Here is a 17,061-nt window from a genome sequence, read left to right as displayed (position 1 = left end):
GGAGCATGCATGCGCCGCCCCCAACGCCTTGCTGTGGCCGCACTCGCCATCGCGGCGACAGCCGGCACCCTGACCGCCTGCACGACCGCCAGCGAGCGTGACGGCTTCGCCCAGAGCGACTCCGGCGGAGCCGAGGACTCGGTGGTCCTCGCCGAGCAGCCGTGGGTCGACCTCCAGGTCGAGAACGAGATCGCCGTCCAGATCCTCCAGAAGCTCGGCTACGACGCGAGCATCAAGAAGAACCTGTCCGTCGAGAACGCGGCGACCGCGGTCTCCTCGGGGCAGATCGACGCCTACCTCGGCAACTGGTGGCCCTCCCAGGAGCCCAGCTTCGGCGACCCCATCGACTCCGGTGAGGTCGAGGTCGTCTCCACGATCGTGAAGGGCACCGAGTACGCCCCGGCCGTCCCCGGCGACGTCGCCGAGGAGCTCGGGATCGAGTCGCTGGCCGACCTCGACGCCAACGCCGCGAAGTTCGGGAAGAAGATCTACGGCATCGAGGCCGGCTCCCCGGGCAACGAGACGATCCAAAAGGCGATCGACGAGGACGCGTACGGGCTGGGCGACTGGAAGCTCGTCGCCAGCGGCACTCCCGCGATGCTCGCCCAGGTCGAGAAGTCGCAGAAGGCCGGCCAGCCGATCGTGTTCCTCGGCTGGAGCCCGCACTGGATGACGGTGCAGTTCGACGCCGTCTTCCTCGAGGACCCGGACAAGGTCTGGGGCGGCGCCGGTGAGATCCGCACCGTCACCCGCAAGGGGTTCGAGGACGATAACCCGGAGATCGCCGAGCTGCTCGCCAACCTGACCTTCACCACCGACGAGGCAGGGCAGTTCTACTACGACCACGACAAGTCCGGGAAGGAGCTCGCCGACATCGCCGAGGCGTGGATCGACGACAACCCGGACAAGGTCACCGAGTTCCTCGACGGGGTCGAGGATGCCGACGGCGAGAAGGCGGAGATCTGATGAGCGAGACGAACGAGACGACCCGGCCCGCGATCGTCGGGCGTGGCCTGAGCAAGGTCTACGGCCTCGGCAGGAGGCAGGCCGAGAAGGTGCTGGCAGCCGAGGATCCGCGTGCGGCGGCCGCCGCAGCGGGCGGCTACCTCGGTGCCCACGAGATCGACTTCGAGATCGCCAAGGGCGAGATGTTCGTCGTCATGGGCCTGTCGGGCTCCGGCAAGTCGACCGTGCTGCGGATGATCAACCGGCTCAACGAGCCCAGCGCCGGCGAGCTCCTGATCGACGGCGAGGACATCACCAAGGTCTCCGACCAGCGACTGCGCGAGCTCCGCAACAACGGCATCGGGATGGTCTTCCAGCACTTCTCGCTCTTCCCGCACCGGACGGTGCGGGAGAACGCGGCGTACGGCCTCAAAGTACGCGGCACCGCGAAGCAGGAGCGTCTCGAGAAGGCCGACGCCGCCCTCGACCGGGTCGGCCTGGGCGGGCGCGGCGACAAGCTCCCGCACGAGCTCTCCGGCGGCATGCGGCAACGGGTCGGCCTGGCCCGTGCGCTGGCCGTGGATCCGCCGATCCTGTTGATGGACGAGCCGTTCTCCGCGCTCGACCCGCTGATCCGGCGCGACATGCAGGACCTGCTCGTCGACCTGCAGGCCCAGGACCAGCGCACGACGGTCTTCGTCACCCACGACCTCAACGAGGCGATGCGGATCGGTGACCGGGTGATGGTGATGCGCGAGGGCCGAGTCATCCAGGTCGCTCCCGGGCCCGAGATCGTGGCCCACCCGGCCGACGACTACGTCAGCGAGTTCGTCTCCGACGTCGACCGTGCCCGGGTGCTCAGTGCCGCCGATCTGGTGCGGCCGCCGCGCCTCGTGCTCGACGAGGAGACCAGCCGTGCCGACGCGCTCACCAGGCTCGGCGAGAACGAGGTCACCGGCGCCTTCGTGACCGACGGCGAGGATCGGCTGCTGGGTGTCGTGACCGCCGATCGGGTCGCCGACCTGAGCATCGGCGAGAGTCTGCGCGAAGCGCTCGGAGAGCCCTATGAGCAGGTCGGGCCCGACGACGTCGTCGGTGACTTCATGCAGCTCGCCGGACGCCAGGTGGTGCCGGTGACCGTGCTCGACGACGACGGACGGATCGTCGGGGTCGTGCCTCGGGCCGCGATCCTCTCGGCCCTGTCCACCGCCAACGACGCGAGCGCCGACACCGAGGCCAAGGAGGTGGCCCATGCCTGACCTTCACATCGGCGACCTCGGTGAGGACGTCATCAACTTCCTCACCGACAATCTCGGACCGTTCTTCGACGGCATCAAGGAGGCGCTCAACTTCCTGCTCCGGATGGTCTACAACGTGCTCGGCGGGCTGCCGCCGGTGGCGATGATCATCGTGCTCGCCGTGATCGCGCTGCTGGTGACCCGCAAGGTCGTACTGACCCTGGTGCTGACCGTCGGGCTGCTCCTGATCGAGTCGATGGACCTGTGGTACGAGACGATGCAGACCACCACCTCGGTGCTCGTGGCGACGCTCGTCGCGCTGGTGATCGGCATCCCGTTGGGCATCTGGTCGGCCTTCTCGCCACCGCTGCGAGCAGCGCTGCGGCCGGTCCTGGACCTGATGCAGACGCTGCCGGTCTTCGTCTACCTGCTGCCGACGATCCTCTTCTTCGGCGTCGGTGATGCGCCCGGTCTCGTCGCCACGATCGTCTTCGCGCTGCCGCCCGCGGTCCGGCTCACCCAGCTCGGGATCAACCAGGTCGATGCCGAGACCGTGGAGGCGGCGGCCGCCTTCGGCGCGGGTCGCTGGGAGATCCTGCGCGAGGTCCAGCTCCCGCTGGCCAAGGACTCGATCATGACCGGCGTCAACCAGGTCATCATGCTCGCCCTCTCGATGGTCGTCGTGGCCGGTCTGGTCGGCGGCTCCGGCCTCGGTGGCGTGGTCGTCAACGCGGTCCAGGGCCTGCAGATCGGCGCCTCGATCGAAGGCGGTCTGGCCGTCGTCGTCATCGCGATCTACCTCGACCGCGTCTCGGCCGCACTCGGCGGCCAGCGTGGCCTGGTGCCGTCCTGGTGGCCGAAGCTCGGCCGTGGTGCCCGCACCAGGACCGCGCAGCCCGAGCTCACCGCTGCCTGACATCCCTGAGCTGACATCCCTGAGCTGACATCCCTGATCGGAGGAGAACGACCGTGACCATCACCGAGCTGCATCGTCCCGCCGACGTCGTCGAGACGTCCTCGGGCGTGCGGATCCGCCGCGCCGGCGCCCGGATCGGCGCCGTGATCGAGGGCCTGCACCTGGCCGAGGCCGGCGACACCCAGATCCAGGACGTACGCAACGCCCTGCTGCGCCACAAGGTGCTCTTCTTCCGGGGCCAGGACGGGCTCACCGACGAGGCGCAGAGCGCCTTCGCGGCCCGGTTCGGTGAGCTCACGACCGCGCACCCGACCGTCAACACCGGCTCCGGGCGGGTGCTGCGGGTGACCGCCAACGCAGGCATGGCGGCCAACGCCTGGCACACCGACGTCACGTTCGTGGACCGGGTCCCGGCGATCTCGGTGCTGCGCGCGGTCACCCTGCCGCCCTACGGCGGGACCACGATCTGGGCGAACACCGTGGCCGCCTACGACCGGCTCCCGGCGCCGCTGAGGGCGCTGGCCGACGCGCTCTGGGCGGTGCACACCAACTCCTACGACTACGCCCAGCGCGACGAGGAGCACGAGCAGCCCGACGCCAACTACTCCCGGGACGACTTCGCCTCGATCCACTTCGAGACCCGGCACCCGGTCGTCCGTGTCCACCCCGAGACGGGGGAGCGGTCCCTGGTGCTCGGCTCGTTCGTGAAGGAGTTCGAGGGCCTGACCTCCACCGAGTCGATCCACCTGTTCAACCTGCTCCAGGACCGGGTCACCAAGCTCGAGAACACCATCCGCTGGGCCTGGCAGCCCGGTGACGTGGCGATGTGGGACAACCGTGCCACCCAGCACTACGCGGTCGCCGACTTCGATCACCACCCGCGCGAGATGCGCCGGGTCACGGTCGCGGGTGACGTACCGGTCTCGGTCGACGGGCGGCGCTCGGAGGTGCTCCAGGGTGACGCGCGCGCCTACTCGCGCCTGGACGAGCTCATCTCCTGACCCTGCTGGTCTCGACACGCTCGGCCGGCAGGGGACCTAGGTCATGACGACCACGTCGGCGCGGGCGGCGGTCCGGTCGTGGGCGAAGTGGTCGGTCTCGGCAGTGGCCCAGGCGTCCCAGTGGGGTCCGAAGGTGTCGCCGTCGCGGTCGATGCCGCGTCGCTTGCGCTCCTCCTCGGGTGCGTCGACCCAGGCGAGGGCGGTGCGGAAGCCGTCGTACGCGGCGGCGCCGCTGCCGACGCCCTCGACCACGAGCAGCGGGCACGGCGGGACCATGACCGTCTCGGCGTAGGCGCCCCGGTGCCAGTCGTAGCGGCGGTAGGAGCCGGGGGCGCCCTCGACGAGGGGGAGCAGGACGGTCTCGAGCTGGGCGATGCCGTCTGCGAGGCCGTCCCAGCCGGCGTACAGGTCGTCCATGTGGATCACCGGTGCCTGGGTCATCTCCGCCAGGGCGCCGGCCAGCGTCGTCTTTCCCGACCCGGCGGGGCCGTCGACGCAGATCAGCCGGCCCGGGCCGAGAGTGGCCGGGCGGCTCATCGCGATCGTGAGGAGATCGGCGGCAGCGGGGGAGTCGGTCGGGGTCAGGAGATGCCGTACTTCTTCAAGATGTCGTTGACGTCGGCCATGTCCTCGTCGTCGTCGTCGACCACCGGGCCCTTGGTCGTCCTCGGAGCCGTGACCGACGCCGGACCGGCCGAGCCGGGGGCGCCGCCGGCAGCCGCCTTCCGGGCTGCCCGGCTCGGCTTCTCCTTGGTGGGCAGGAGGCGGGCGACGAAGATCAGCACGATCGCGAGCGTGGCGATGCCGAACCCGATCCACACGGTCGGGCTGAAGACCAGGCGCGCGGCCCAGTCGGCGATCGCGTCGACGATTCTGCCGCCGGCGCGCAGCAGGCCGGTCAGGTAGGCCGCCGGGGCGAGCAGCGTCCACCCGAGCGCCTTCACGCCGGCTCCGAGGCCACGCCGTCGGAACGCGACCCAGGTCCAGATCGCGCCCAGAACGGTGAGCGCGGCGGCTAGTGCGAGGTAGGCGCCTTGGTCCATGCCCACAGTCTTCCACCGTCCCGGTCGCCCGGCACCCGGACTGTCCCCGATATCGGCCCTGATCTTCGGCTGAGGTTCAATGGAGTCGATGAACGACAAGCGACTCCTCGGCACTGCGTTTCCCGGCGACACCGGCGAGACCAGCCCCGAGGTCGTGTCCGTGATGAGGTCGTACGCCGCGGGTCAGGCGATCCACGCCGACGTGCTCACCACGCTCGCCTCCGCCCGGGTGCTGGTCCCGGTCGTCGCGGTGCTGGGCGAGGTGGAGGTCGACGAGGCCGGCCTCGCCCACGACAAGACCTCCGACATGGCGACCGTGCTGCTCACCGGCGCCGACGGCCGGCAGGCGCTGCTCGGGTTCACCGGCACCGCGCCGCTGCAGGCGTGGCAGACCGACGCCCGCCCGGTGCCGGTCTCGCTGCGCGACGCCGCCCAGGCCGCCGTCCACGACGGCGCGGATGCCCTGGTGCTCGATCTCGCCGGGCCGGTCCCGTTCGCGATCGAGGGCGATGACCTGCTCAAGGTGGCCGAGGGCTGGCAGCTGGCGACCGTCGGGCCGCGTACGGCCTGGGTGCGGCCCTGACGATTGGCTCCCCAGGATTGGGTGGGCAGGGGAATGTTGCAGTAGTGTCCCGTGTTGACCGATCAGCCGACGTACGCCGTCGGTTCGATCCAACAAGCGGAGATCACGACAGCGTTCTCCCACCCGCATCGACCGCCCAGCAACAGAGGTCGTCGGGTCCGGTCCCGAAGACAGTGCCCGAGAGTTTCACGGGTCAGTGGATTCGGTGGTGTGAGCCCCAACGTGGGTGAGCGTCCTGACTGGCTTCCGCTTGTAACAATCCAGCGGAAGCCTTTTTTGATTTCCGGACCGCTCGTGCACGCGGCCCGGAAGCCGAGATCCCGAGCCTCCGCAGCCACAACAACTGGAGGACACATCAGCACTGAGCTTCGTATCAACGACCGGATCCGGGTTCCCGAGGTCCGCCTCGTTGGTCCCAACGGAGAGACGGTCGGCATCGTGCCGACCCCTGACGCGCTGCGCCTGGCCCAGGAGGCCGACCTCGACCTGGTCGAGATCGCCCCGCAGGGTAAGCCGCCGGTCTGCAAGCTCATGGACTACGGGAAGTTCAAGTACGAGAACGCCCAGAAGGCCCGTGAAGCCCGTCGAAACCAGACGAACGTGATCATCAAGGAGATGAAGCTTCGTCCGAAGATCGACAAGCACGACTACGAGACCAAGAAGGGTCACGTCGTGCGGTTCCTCAACGCTGGGGACAAGGTCAAGATCACGATCATGTTCCGCGGTCGTGAGCAGCACCGTCCCGAGCTCGGCTTCCGCCTGCTGCAGCAGCTGGCCGACGACGTCCAGGAACTGGGCTTCGTCGAGTCCTCGCCGAAGCAGGACGGCCGCAACATGATCATGGTGCTCGGCCCGCACAAGAAGAAGGCCGACGCCAAGGTCGAGGCCAAGGAGGCCAAGGAGGAGAAGGCCGCCGAGCGCGCCGCCGACGAGGCCGCCGAGAAGGCGGAGCGTACGGCTGCGAACGCTGCCCGTCCGGCCTCCACCCCGAAGCCGAAGCGCCGCTCGGAGAACCTCGACCCCGACATCGACCTCTGAGTCGATCCACTGACTTCCGCCGCCGCGGCGCCCCGTGACCGGCCGGACGACGAGAGAAGGAAGAACTATGCCGAAGAACAAGACCCACTCCGGTTCCAAGAAGCGCTTCAAGGTGACCGGTTCCGGGAAGATCCAGCGCCTGCAGGCCGGCCGTAAGTCCGGTGCTGCGTTCGCCTCCGCGCCGACGACCGGCTCCCGCAAGAAGCACCGTCGCAACGCTGGTCTGGTGGAGCTCGCCCCCGCCGACGTCAAGCGCGCGAAGAAGCTGCTCGGTCGCTGAGCGATCACCCCGAAACTTTCCCTAGCATTCAAGGAGCACTGAAATGGCACGCGTCAAGCGCGCAGTGAACGCTGCGAAGAAGCGTCGCACCACCCTCGAGCGGGCCTCCGGTTACCGTGGCCAGCGCTCGCGCCTCTACCGCAAGGCGAAGGAGCAGGTCACCCACTCGCTGGTCTACTCCTACAACGACCGCCGCAAGAACAAGGGCAACTTCCGCAAGCTGTGGATCCAGCGGATCAACGCCGCCGCGCGCGCCGAGGGTATGACCTACAACCGCTTCATCCAGGGTCTCAACCTGGCCGGCATCGAGGTCGACCGCAAGATCCTCGCCGAGCTCGCTGTCAACGACGTGGCCGCGTTCAACGCGATCGTCGCCCAGGCCAAGGCTGCGCTGCCGGAGGACGTCAACGCCCCGGCGAACGCCTGAGCCTGACTCCGATCGTGGGAGTCTTGGTGTCACCAGGTGACACCAAGACTCCCACGTTCCATTTGTCGACCTACTCGATCATGGGGTGAGTGTGATTCTCTCTGCAGCCAACGCGCGTCTCAAGGAGATCCGCAAGCTTGCCCGCCGTTCCGTACGTGCGGAACGAGGTCTCTTCCTGGCCGATGGCCCGAAGGCGGTCGAGGGTGCGCTCGGGGTGAGTGGCTGTGTGCAGGAGATCTTCGCCACCGAGGCGGGAGCCGAGACGTACGCAGCCCTGCTGGCGGGTCAGGAGACGACCCTCGTCGAGGACCGAGCGATGGCGGGTCTCTCGGACTCGGTGAGCCCGGCCGGTGTGGTCGCGCTGTGCCGTTTCCTGGATGTCCCGCTCGCCGACATCGCGGGCCCGCTCGTGGTGATCTGTGCCGACGTACGCGATCCCGGCAACGCCGGCACCGTCATCCGCTGCGCCGACGCGGCCGGCGCGTCCGGGGTGATCCTGGCCGGCGACTCGGTCGATCTCTACAACCCCAAGACCGTCCGGGCCTCGGTCGGCTCCGCCTTCCACCTCCCGATCGCGGTCGAGCGCGACGCGATGGTCGCCGTCAAGGCAGCCAAGGCTGCCGGCCTGACCGTCCTGGCCGCCGACATGCACGGCACTGCCGACCTCTTCACCGCCGACGCGCTCCTCGCCCGGCCCACCGCCTGGCTGATGGGCAACGAGGCCTGGGGTCTGCCGTCCGAGCTCGCCGCCGAGGCCGACGAGGTCGTGAGCATCCCGATCTTCGGCAAGGCCGAGTCGCTCAACCTCTCCACCGCTGCCGCCCTCTGCGTCTACGCCTCGGCGCGGGCGCAGCGGGGGTGAATGCTCACCGAGGTATCTCGGTGGGCGCTCACTTCCCTCGTGGAACTTCGCGAAGGAAGTGAGCAGCCGGTGAGTTACCTCGGTGAGCATTCCGTGCCGCCAGTCGAGACGTCGCTACCGTCGGCCGAGAGGTCTCGAGGTGCCCGCTCGGCCGACGCGAGAGACGCCTCGGGCGGCGTACGCGACGCCTCGGCCGACCGGGGTGACGCGTCGGGCGACGGGGGTGACGCGTCGGGCGACGGGGGTGACGCGTCGGGCGACGGGGGTGACGTCTCGGGCGACCGGGGCGGCGCTTCGGCGGGGCTTGACCTTCATCTCACCTGAAGGGCGATGGTTGCGGCATGGATGAGCCACTGTTGACGATCGGGGCGTTCGCGCGGGCCGTGGGGCTGACCGCGAGCGCGCTGCGTCACTACGACGAGTGCGGGTTGCTGGTGCCGGCGGAGGTCGACGCGGGGACCGGGTACCGCTACTACACGCCCGAGCTCGCCGACCGGGCACGGTTGATCGTGGGCATGCGTGAGGCCGGGGTGCCGATCGAGACGATGCGGGTGGTGCTCGACTCGCCGGCCGGTGAGGCCAGGGCTGCGCTGGCGGAGTTCGTCGAGGATCGGAGCGCGCGTACGGCGCGGGCCGAGGAGGCCGTACGCGGCGTGCTGGCCGTCGTCGACGCCGGCCCCGCAGCGAGGCCGGCGCTCGTCGAGCTCCCCGGTCCGGTGCTGGCCGCGGCGATCCGGCAGGTACGGCATGCCGCCGAGTCCGATCCGGCCTCCGAGCTCGCCTCCGTCCTCATCGACGTCGCCGGCGGCAGCAGCAGCGCGGGGGTGGACGTGGTGGCGACCAACCGCTACTGGATGGCGGTGCGGGAGCTGCCGGCGATCGCCGAGGGCGACGGTGGCCGCGCGGTCCTGTCGCTGCCCGACGCGGCCGCGCTGGTCGACCGGCTCGACGCGATCACCACCGCGGAGCTGCGCATCGCCGACGGCACCCTCACGCTCGCCGGGCAGGAGCTGGGCCGCGACACCACCTACCCGGCGCATCGGCTGGTGCTGGCGGGTCTGGAGCCGGCCGTCACCCACGCGGTGCTCACCAAGGCCGATCTGCTGGCGGGCCTCGACGCGGCTGCGTACGCCGAGGTCGACCTCTTCCTCGGCGACCAGACGCGGCTCCGTTCGCCGCACACCGCCGAGCAGAGCGACGTACGCGGCGTGGTGACCGGCCCGCCGAGCCGGCTCCGACTGGGCACAGCTCTGTTCGGCCGCGCCCTGGCAGCGTGCCTGGGTGATGAGATCCAGCTGGCGGTGACCGCGCCGGACCGGCCGGTGGTGCTGACCTCGCCCTACCAGCCCGGGTTCACCGCGCTGGTCATGCCCGTGCGTCACGAGCCGACGAGCTGAGGATGGGACTGATCGCAGGCCGGGGGTTCCGCCCCTGGCTGGCAGCGTCGACCGCATCGGTCTTCGGTGACTCGGTGGCCTTCTTCGCGGTCGGCTGGGCGGCGGCGGGCTTCGGCGCCGACGCGGCCAGCCTCGTGCTGACGATCGAGGGCATCCCGTTGGCCGTGCTGGTGCTGGCCGGGGGAGTGCTGGCCGACCGGATCGGGATCCGGCGGACGATGGCCGCGTGCGACGCCGCGATGGTGCTGGTCATGGCCGCGTTCGCCGTCGGCGCGATCGATGGCGCGGGCCTGTGGATGCTGGTCGCGGTCGGTGCGCTCTCGGGCATGATCCAGGCGCTGCGCCGACCCGCCGAAGGAGTCTTCCCGCGGCTGTTCGGGGCCGAGGACCTGGACCGGCGGATGGCGCTGGTCGGCTCGGCTCACCAGATCGCTCGCACCGCGGGGCCCGCGGCCGGCGGCTTCCTGATCGGCAACGGCGGCCTCCCGTTGACGGCTGGACTGGACGCGGCGACCTACGCTGTCGTGCTCGCCGCTCTGCTCCTCGTCCGACCGCCGCACGAGCCGGCTCCCGAGCCCGGCCAAGGCTCGGTCTGGCGCAGCCTGGCCGACGGCGCCGCGGCCGCGCGACGTACGCCCGGAGTCGTCCCGGTCCTGGTCGCCATCACCGGCCTCGCCGCGACGGTGCTCCCGCTGGTCATGCTCGCGCTGCCGCTCACCGGCCGCGAACGCGGCTGGACGGCGGCCGAGACGGGTCTCGTCTCGGGTGCCTGGGTGGCCGGGGGACTGGTGATGACCCTCACGGTCGCCCGCTGGGGCGCGCCGCGCGCGCAGGTCGCGGTCGCCGGCCCCGTGATCGCGGCCGGCGGGGTGGTCCTGCTGGCGGTGCGTACCGAGATCTGGGCGGGGGTCCTCGCGGTCGGCCTCGTCGGCGTCGGCACCACCATGCTGACCAGCTACCTGCTCCCGGCCTATGTCGCCCGCACCCCGCCGGAGATGCTCGCCCGGTTCTCGAGCCTGACCCAGCTGGCCCAGACGGGCCCGGTGCTGCTCGCGACTCCGCTGCTGGGGGTGGCGGCCGGGGTGGACGTACGGCTGGCCCTTGCCGTCATCGGCGCGCTCCTCCTGGCCACCGTTCCAGCGGCCGCGCGGGTCGCCCGGCTGCCCGAGCCGATACCCCAGCGGGTCTGATACACGGAACGCAAATCTGTTTCACTCGAGGGCATGACGAACGTGAGCAGACGACGCCTGTTGGCCTCGGGCGGTGCGGCGGCCGCTGCCGGGGCGACCCTCCCGCTGTGGACGTGGTCGCCGAGCGCCTCGATCGCGGGCACGGGAGCAGGACTGGACCCCGAGTACGTCTGGGACGTCCGCGCCGATCCCGTCATCGAGCGTCTCTACGGCGAGGGCGTCGACAAGGTCGCCGAGGTCAACGAGATCCTGAAGGGCTGGACCACCAACGACCAGCCGCTTCCCGACGGGCTCCCGACCTACCTCGCCGGCTTCATCGAGGAGGCGAGGAGCCTCCCGGCCTGGGCCGACCAGGGGAAGCTGAAGCTGGCCGGGTCGTTCAATGAGGAGCGGTACGGCTTCTTCCTCGCGCTTCTCTACACCCTCGGCAGCGGCCTGATCAGCTGCGCGATCAAGCGCGAGGCGTGGTCGGTCTACTACTCCTACGGCGGCGCGAACATGCGCGACCGGATCGCCAAGACAACGGTGCTCGGCTATGACGTGATGGACGCCCAGGGCTGGACCGCGACCGGCCGGCTGATGGTCGACTCGGTCAAGACCCGGATGGTCCATGCCGCCGTACGCCACCTGCTGCCGCAGTCCCCGCACTGGCAGCGCGTCGGCGCCGGCCAGGAGATCCCGATCAGCCAGGCCGACATGCTCGTCACCTTCCACAGCCTCGGCACCTGGGTGATGAAGAAGTTCACCGAGTGGGACATCGCGCCGAGCAAGGAGCTTGCCGACGCGTTCCTGCACGCGTGGAACGTCGACCTCCATCTCCTCGGCGTGCAGGACCAGTATCTGCCGAAGGACTGGGCCGCCGCCTACGCCCAGTACGACCAGGTGATGGGTCCGGCGACCGGCGGCACCCGGGAGGGCGTCGAGCTGGCCCAGGCGCTGCTCGACTCGGTGATCGGCGAGGGCAACCCGCTGCTGCGCCACGAGCTGGAGTCGCTGGGGCGCTACGTGATCGGGGATGCGTACGCCGACATGATCGCCTTCGACAAGGACCCGGTGCTGGCGCCGGTCTGGGCGAGCGCCGTGCCGCTGCTGGTCAGGTCCTACCAGGGCACCGTCCCGCACATCCCGCTCGTCTCCAACCTGCTCCCCGAGGCCGTGCACACCTTCATCAAGATCTACTTCTCGCCCGGCGACCCGGCGCCCATCACGCTGCCGCTCAGCAATCGGCCCGAGTAGCGCTCCCCGCACGGCCGTGTCGGTCTAGGGTGTCGACGTGGACGCCAGAGAACTCGCCGATGCCCTGCCCGACGGCGTCGTCGTCGCCGATGGGGAGGGTGCGGTCGTCCTGGTCTCCGCCCTGGCCGGGCGCATGCTCGGCGTGGACCCCGAGGCGAGCCTCGGCCGGCCGCTGGGTGACGTACTCACGCTGAGCAACCCCGAAGGACACACCTGGACCAAGGTCAACCGGCCCTACGAGACCCTGCCGACCGTGACCGGCACCCCCGAGCAGGCGTGGCTGCTGCCCGACGGCACCGAGGTGCTGGTCCTCTCCACGATCCGGCGCCCGGCCCTGGACGCCGCCGTCGACCAGGTCTCGATCTCGCTGCGCTCGGGCCGCGGCCGCAAGCGCCTGGACCGTGAGCGATCCGACCTGGTCGCCACCGTCGCCCACGAGCTCCGCTCGCCGCTGACCGGCGTCAAGGGCTTCGTACAGGCGCTCCTGAACCGGTGGGACAAGCTCAACGACGATCAGAAGAAGCTGATGCTCAGAACGGTCGCCTCCGACTCCGATCGGCTCTCCAGGCTGATCGCCGAGCTCCTCGACGTCGCCCGGATCGACACCGGCCGGCTCCAGCTCTACCCGCGCCCCAGCGACGCGACGGTGCTGGTCACCCGCGTCGTCGAGTCGGTGCGCTCGGCGACCTCGCGGCCGATCGAGCTCGACATCTCCGCCGATCCCGACGATCTCGAGATCCACGCCGACCCGGACAAGTTCACCCAGGTCGTCACCAACCTCGTCGAGAACGCCGTACGTCACGGCGACGGCGTCGTCACCGTGAGCCTGGGCCTCCGGCCGGATGCCCCCGACCAGGTGCTGCTGGTCGTCGAGGACCGCGGCGAGGGGATCCCGGCCGAGCTCCGCCAGCGCGTGTTCACGAAGTTCTGGAAGCACGGCGCCCGCGGCGGCTCGGGCCTGGGCCTCTACATCGTCGGCGGCCTCACCCGCGCCCACAGCGGCTCGGTCAAGATCGCCGACGCCGACGGCGGCGGGGCCCGGATCGAGGTCGGCTGGCCGAGGAACCCACCGGTCTGACCCGCTGATGGGTGTTCCGGTTCGCGCGAGAGGGTGGGGGATTCCTAGACTGTCGCTCACACACTCGATGCGACGAAAGCCAGTGATGTCCGGTCCCAACACCGACTATGACCCGGTAGAGGTCACCCCCTTGAAGGCTGAGGAGGTCGAGGCCGCGCGCGATGCTGCGCTGGCGGCCATCGACGCCGCGAACAGTCTCGAGGAGCTCAAGCAGACACGGCTCGACCACGCCGGCGACCGTTCGCCGCTAGCCCTGGCCAACCGCGAGATCGGCGCCCTGCCTCCGGCCGCGCGCAAGGAGGCCGGCCAGCGCGTCGGCAAGGCTCGCGGCGCGGTCAACCAGGCGCTCGCGGCCCGGCAGAAGGTGCTCGAGGCCGAGCACGAGGCCCGGATGCTGGTCGAGGAGACCGTCGACGTGACGCTCCCGACCGACCGGCTCCCGGCAGGCGGGCGACACCCGCTCACCACCGGTGCCGAATACATCGCCGACATCTTCGTGGCGATGGGCTGGGAGGTCGCCGAGGGGCCGCTCATCGAGGCCGAGTGGCTCAACTTCGACGCCCTCAACCTGGGCCCGGACCACCCCGCTCGCACCATGCAGGACACCTTCTGGACCGAGCCGGCCGAGAACCACGTCGTCCTCCGGACCCACACCAGCCCGGTGCAGGCGCGCACGATGCTGACCCGCGAGGCGCCGATCTACGTCGTCTGCCCCGGACGCGTCTTCCGCACCGACGAGTACGACGCGACCCACTCGCCGATGTTCCACCAGGTCGAGGGCCTGGCCATCGACGAGGGCATCTCGATGGCGCACCTGAAGGGCACCCTGGACCACTTCGCCACGCAGATGTTCGGCGAGGGCATCGTGACCCGGTTCCGGCCGTCGTACTTCCCCTTCACCGAGCCGTCGGCCGAGGTCGACCTGACCTGCTTCGTCTGCCGTGGCGCGCAGGTCGTCGACGCCGGAGACGGTCAGCTCGTCACCTGTCGCACCTGCAAGGGCGAGGGCTGGATCGAGTGGGGCGGCTGCGGGATCGTGAATCCGCGCGTGCTGGTGGCGTGCGGCGTCGACCCGGAGAAGTACAGCGGCTTCGCGTTCGGGATGGGCATCGACCGCACCCTGATGTTCCGCACCGGCCTGTCCGACCTGCGCACCCTCTTCGAGGGTGATGTCCGGCTTACTACTGCATTCGGGAGTGAACTGTGAAGGCCCCCCTCTCCTGGATCAAGGAGTACGTCGACCTGCCTGCCGAGCTCGGGGTCGAGGAGATCACCGACCGGCTGACCGCGCTCGGCCTCAAGCTGGAGGCGATCGAGACCTCCGGCGCCGGCATCGAGGGCCCGCTCGTGGTGGGCCAGGTGCTCACCGCAGAGAAGGAGCCCCAGAAGAACGGCAAGACGATCAACTGGTGCTCCGTCGACGTCGGCGACGCCAACGGCACCGGCGAGCCCCAGGGGATCGTCTGCGGTGCGCACAACTTCGTCCCCGGCGACAAGGTCGTCGTGATCCTGCCCGGCGGCGTGCTGCCCGGCAACTTCCAGATCTCGGCGCGCAAGACCTACGGCCACCTGAGCGCCGGAATGATCTGTTCCGCCCGCGAGCTCGGTCTGGGGGAGGAGGCCGACGGCATCATCGTGCTGCCCGCCGACGCCCCCGCGCCCGGGACCGACGCGCGCGAGGTGCTCGGGCTCGGCGAGGAGATCATCGAGTTCGAGATCAACCCGGACCGCGCCTACGCCCTGTCGATGCGCGGCATCGCCCGGGACGCGGCGCTCGGCTTCGACGTACCGTTCCACGACCCGGCGCAGATCGACTTCCCCGTCGCTGACGGCTCGGGCTACCCGGTCCGGCTCGAGGACGAGGCGTGCGACTACTTCGTCACCCGCGTGATCACAGGGTTCGACCCGGCCGCGCCGACGCCCGAGTTCATCAAGAAGCGGCTCGAGGCCACCGGCGTACGCTCGATCTCGCTGGCCGTCGACGTCTCCAACTACGTGATGATGGAGCTCGGCCAGCCGACGCACTGCTACGACAGGGCCAAGCTGTCCGGCGACATCGTGGTGCGGCGGGCGAGCGAGGGCGAGAAGATCACCACGCTCGACGACGTGGTCCGGGTCCTCTCCGAGGAGGACCTGCTGATCACCGACGACTCCGGCCCGATCGGCATCGCCGGTGTCATGGGCGGGGCGTCCACCGAGATCTCCGAGACGACCACGGACATCGTGGTCGAGGCCGCGCACTTCGACCCGACCACCGTCTTCCGCTCCCAGAAGCGGCACAAGCTCCCCTCCGAGGCCTCCAAGCGCTTCGAGCGCGGGGTCGACCCGCTGCTGCCGCCCGCGGCGGCCGAGCGTGTCGTCGAGCTGCTCCTCGAGCACGGTGGCGGTCAGGCCGTCGGCGTCTCCGAGGTCGGGCCGACGGCCTCGCCCGAGACGCGCCGGCCGCTCACGACCATCACGATCCCCGTCGACCTGCCGGCCCGGATCATCGGGCTCGACATCGACGAGGCGACGGTGGTGAAGTCGCTCGAGCTGATCGGGGCCGGCGTCGCCGTGTCGGGCGACTCGCTGACCGCGACCATCCCGACCTACCGGGTCGACCTGACCGACCCCTACGACCTGGTCGAGGAGGTCGCCCGGATCGTGGGCTACGACAAGGTCCCCTCGGTGCTGCCGCGCCGGGCGACCGGTCGCGGATTGACCCGCGCTCAGCAGTTGCGCCGCCGGATCGGCCGTGCCCTGGCCGGGGCCGGGCTGGTCGAGGTCGTCGACTTCCCGTTCGTGGGCGAGGCGGACTTCGATCGGCTCGGTCTGCCCGACGACGACGTCCTGCGCCACACGGTCAAGCTGGCCAACCCGCTCAGCAGCGAGGAGCCGGGCTACACCACAACCCTTCTGCCCGGGTTGCTCAAGGTGGCCGCCCGCAACGTCTCCCGAGGTCAGGACGGGGTTGCCCTCTTCGAGACCGCGACCGTCGCCTTCCCGGTGGACCAGGCCGCGCCGATCTACGGCGTCGACCGGCGCCCCTCGGTGGAAGAGCTCGAGAAGCTCTTCGCCGCGATCCCGCGCCAGCCGCTGCACCTCGCCGTCGTGCTCGCCGGGGAGCGTACGCGGGGTGGCTGGTGGGGCTCCGCCGAGACCGCCTCGTGGGCCGACGCCATCGACGTCGTCCGCCGCCTGGGGACCGAGCTCGGGGTCGCCGTCGAGGTCGCCTCGGCCTCGCGGGCGCCGTGGCACCCGGGCCGCTGCGCGGTCGTCTCGATCGACGGGGTCGAGTTCGGCCACGCCGGCGAGCTGCACCCCAACGTGTGCAAGGCGTTCGGGCTGCCGGCTCGTTCGGCAGCGGTCGAGATCGACCTCGACTTCCTGATCTCGAAGGTGCCCGCCACCGCCGCCGGCCCGGTCTTCTCGACCATGCCGATCGCGAAGGAGGACGTCGCGCTGACCGTGTCGACCGACGTCACCGTGGCTGCCGTCGAGGCGGCCCTGCGGGAGGGCGCCGGAGAGCTGCTGGAGACCGTGCGGCTCTTCGACGTCTACGAGGGCGACCAGGTGGGTGAGGGCAAGAAGTCGCTCGCCTTCGCGCTCCGCTTCCGCGCTCCTGACCGCACGCTGAAGGCCGAGGAGACCGCGGCCGCACGCGATGCGGCCGTGGCGAAGGCGGCCGAGCTCACCGGGGCTGTCCAGCGCTGAGGATCCTCTGAACCCAGGAGGGCCGCTCGCGTTTCGTCGCCGCAACGAGCGCAACCCTCGTCCTATGTTGCCAGCAATTCGGTTGGGGACTCATAGGAGACTGCCGGGGTCAACTCGGAGGAAGGTGGGGATGA

Annotated in this window: 17 protein-coding genes; 15 read left to right on the top strand and 2 right to left on the bottom strand. The window is 70.3% G+C overall.

Translation table 11 applies throughout. The features are described 5' to 3' along the window. Nucleotides 1-9 precede the first annotated feature (9 nt). From ABZ796_RS23270 to ABZ796_RS23255, 4 genes are read left to right on the top strand one after another with little or no spacing between them, the layout of a single operon-like run. Complete coding sequence (locus ABZ796_RS23270; protein ID WP_357340147.1) at nt 10-966, top strand: ABC transporter substrate-binding protein; 957 nt, start codon at nt 10-12, stop codon at nt 964-966. Further along, the gene (locus ABZ796_RS23265; protein ID WP_357340146.1) at nt 966-2,204 is read left to right on the top strand and encodes a betaine/proline/choline family ABC transporter ATP-binding protein; all 1,239 of its coding nucleotides are present in this window, start codon (nt 966-968) and stop codon (nt 2,202-2,204) included. The genes ABZ796_RS23270 and ABZ796_RS23265 overlap by 1 nt, the downstream gene beginning before the upstream one ends. Further along, nucleotides 2,197-3,099 (top strand): ABC transporter permease subunit, encoded by a 903-nt coding sequence (locus ABZ796_RS23260; protein ID WP_357340144.1) that lies wholly within the window; start codon nt 2,197-2,199, stop codon nt 3,097-3,099. Before ABZ796_RS23265 ends, ABZ796_RS23260 begins: the two co-directional genes overlap by 8 nt. Nucleotides 3,100-3,152: 53 nt before the next feature. Next, nucleotides 3,153-4,100 (top strand): TauD/TfdA family dioxygenase, encoded by a 948-nt coding sequence (locus ABZ796_RS23255; RefSeq protein WP_357340142.1) that lies wholly within the window; start codon nt 3,153-3,155, stop codon nt 4,098-4,100. Between the two features lie 36 nt (nt 4,101-4,136). On the opposite strand, the gene ABZ796_RS23250 is transcribed toward ABZ796_RS23255, so the two are convergent. Both ABZ796_RS23250 and ABZ796_RS23245 read right to left on the bottom strand, forming a co-directional pair. Next, a complete protein-coding gene (locus ABZ796_RS23250) occupies nt 4,137-4,637 on the bottom strand; it encodes a 4-amino-4-deoxy-L-arabinose transferase (protein ID WP_357340140.1) in 501 nt (166 codons plus the stop codon). A 44-nt stretch (nt 4,638-4,681) separates the two neighbouring features. Further along, nucleotides 4,682-5,143: a hypothetical protein gene (locus ABZ796_RS23245; RefSeq protein WP_357340138.1), complete on the bottom strand. Its 462-nt coding sequence runs from the start codon at nt 5,141-5,143 to the stop codon at nt 4,682-4,684. Nucleotides 5,144-5,231: 88 nt separating this feature from the next. On the opposite strand from ABZ796_RS23245, the gene ABZ796_RS23240 reads away from it, so the two are divergent. The 11 genes from ABZ796_RS23240 to pheT all read left to right on the top strand — a co-directional run bounded on the left by ABZ796_RS23240 (nt 5,232) and on the right by pheT (nt 16,927). Next, a complete protein-coding gene (locus ABZ796_RS23240) occupies nt 5,232-5,726 on the top strand; it encodes an SseB family protein (RefSeq protein ID WP_357340137.1) in 495 nt (164 codons plus the stop codon). A 294-nt stretch (nt 5,727-6,020) separates the two neighbouring features. Continuing rightward, nucleotides 6,021-6,764 (top strand): translation initiation factor IF-3, encoded by a 744-nt coding sequence (gene infC, locus ABZ796_RS23235; RefSeq protein WP_350713858.1) that lies wholly within the window; start codon nt 6,021-6,023, stop codon nt 6,762-6,764. Nucleotides 6,765-6,831: 67 nt separating this feature from the next. Continuing rightward, the gene (locus ABZ796_RS23230) at nt 6,832-7,044 is read left to right on the top strand and encodes a 50S ribosomal protein L35 (protein ID WP_008359371.1); all 213 of its coding nucleotides are present in this window, start codon (nt 6,832-6,834) and stop codon (nt 7,042-7,044) included. Nucleotides 7,045-7,087: 43 nt separating this feature from the next. Next, on the top strand, nt 7,088-7,471 hold the full coding sequence (gene rplT / locus ABZ796_RS23225; protein ID WP_160023841.1) for a 50S ribosomal protein L20: 384 nt from the start codon (nt 7,088-7,090) through the stop codon (nt 7,469-7,471). Between the two features lie 91 nt (nt 7,472-7,562). After that, on the top strand, nt 7,563-8,333 hold the full coding sequence (locus ABZ796_RS23220; protein WP_357340134.1) for an RNA methyltransferase: 771 nt from the start codon (nt 7,563-7,565) through the stop codon (nt 8,331-8,333). A 341-nt stretch (nt 8,334-8,674) separates the two neighbouring features. Beyond that, a complete protein-coding gene (locus ABZ796_RS23215) occupies nt 8,675-9,730 on the top strand; it encodes a MerR family transcriptional regulator (protein ID WP_357340132.1) in 1,056 nt (351 codons plus the stop codon). Between the two features lie 2 nt (nt 9,731-9,732). After that, nucleotides 9,733-10,920: an MFS transporter gene (locus tag ABZ796_RS23210; protein ID WP_357340130.1), complete on the top strand. Its 1,188-nt coding sequence runs from the start codon at nt 9,733-9,735 to the stop codon at nt 10,918-10,920. A 33-nt stretch (nt 10,921-10,953) separates the two neighbouring features. Further along, nucleotides 10,954-12,156, top strand: a complete 1,203-nt coding sequence (locus ABZ796_RS23205; RefSeq protein ID WP_357340128.1) for an oxygenase MpaB family protein — start codon at nt 10,954-10,956, stop codon at nt 12,154-12,156. Between the two features lie 37 nt (nt 12,157-12,193). Then, complete coding sequence (locus tag ABZ796_RS23200; RefSeq protein ID WP_357340126.1) at nt 12,194-13,234, top strand: ATP-binding protein; 1,041 nt, start codon at nt 12,194-12,196, stop codon at nt 13,232-13,234. Nucleotides 13,235-13,319: 85 nt separating this feature from the next. Next, complete coding sequence (pheS, locus tag ABZ796_RS23195; protein ID WP_357340124.1) at nt 13,320-14,441, top strand: phenylalanine--tRNA ligase subunit alpha; 1,122 nt, start codon at nt 13,320-13,322, stop codon at nt 14,439-14,441. Next, on the top strand, nt 14,438-16,927 hold the full coding sequence (pheT, locus tag ABZ796_RS23190) for a phenylalanine--tRNA ligase subunit beta (protein ID WP_357340123.1): 2,490 nt from the start codon (nt 14,438-14,440) through the stop codon (nt 16,925-16,927). Before pheS ends, pheT begins: the two co-directional genes overlap by 4 nt. Nucleotides 16,928-17,061 lie beyond the last annotated feature (134 nt).

This window comes from Nocardioides sp. NPDC047086, from assembly GCF_040643685.1.
Taxonomy (GTDB): Bacteria; Actinomycetota; Actinomycetes; order Propionibacteriales; family Nocardioidaceae; genus Nocardioides.
The sequence above is the reverse complement of the archived record's forward strand: the minus strand, read 5'-3'. Positions and strand labels throughout refer to the sequence as shown.

Bases quoted from the DNA above. Each gene is read 5' to 3' on its own strand.
- ABZ796_RS23270 (WP_357340147.1), top strand. From the start codon at position 10: ATGCGCCGCCCCCAACGCCTTGCTGTGGCCGCACTCGCCATCGCGGCG.
- ABZ796_RS23265 (WP_357340146.1), top strand. From the start codon at position 966: ATGAGCGAGACGAACGAGACGACCCGGCCCGCGATCGTCGGGCGTGGC.
- ABZ796_RS23260 (WP_357340144.1), top strand. From the start codon at position 2,197: ATGCCTGACCTTCACATCGGCGACCTCGGTGAGGACGTCATCAACTTC.
- ABZ796_RS23250 (WP_357340140.1), bottom strand. From the start codon at position 4,637: ATGAGCCGCCCGGCCACTCTCGGCCCGGGCCGGCTGATCTGCGTCGAC.
- ABZ796_RS23245 (WP_357340138.1), bottom strand. From the start codon at position 5,143: ATGGACCAAGGCGCCTACCTCGCACTAGCCGCCGCGCTCACCGTTCTG.
- ABZ796_RS23240 (WP_357340137.1), top strand. From the start codon at position 5,232: ATGAACGACAAGCGACTCCTCGGCACTGCGTTTCCCGGCGACACCGGC.
- ABZ796_RS23230 (WP_008359371.1), top strand. From the start codon at position 6,832: ATGCCGAAGAACAAGACCCACTCCGGTTCCAAGAAGCGCTTCAAGGTG.
- rplT (WP_160023841.1), top strand. From the start codon at position 7,088: ATGGCACGCGTCAAGCGCGCAGTGAACGCTGCGAAGAAGCGTCGCACC.
- ABZ796_RS23215 (WP_357340132.1), top strand. From the start codon at position 8,675: ATGGATGAGCCACTGTTGACGATCGGGGCGTTCGCGCGGGCCGTGGGG.
- ABZ796_RS23210 (WP_357340130.1), top strand. From the start codon at position 9,733: ATGGGACTGATCGCAGGCCGGGGGTTCCGCCCCTGGCTGGCAGCGTCG.
- ABZ796_RS23205 (WP_357340128.1), top strand. From the start codon at position 10,954: ATGACGAACGTGAGCAGACGACGCCTGTTGGCCTCGGGCGGTGCGGCG.
- pheS (WP_357340124.1), top strand. From the start codon at position 13,320: ATGTCCGGTCCCAACACCGACTATGACCCGGTAGAGGTCACCCCCTTG.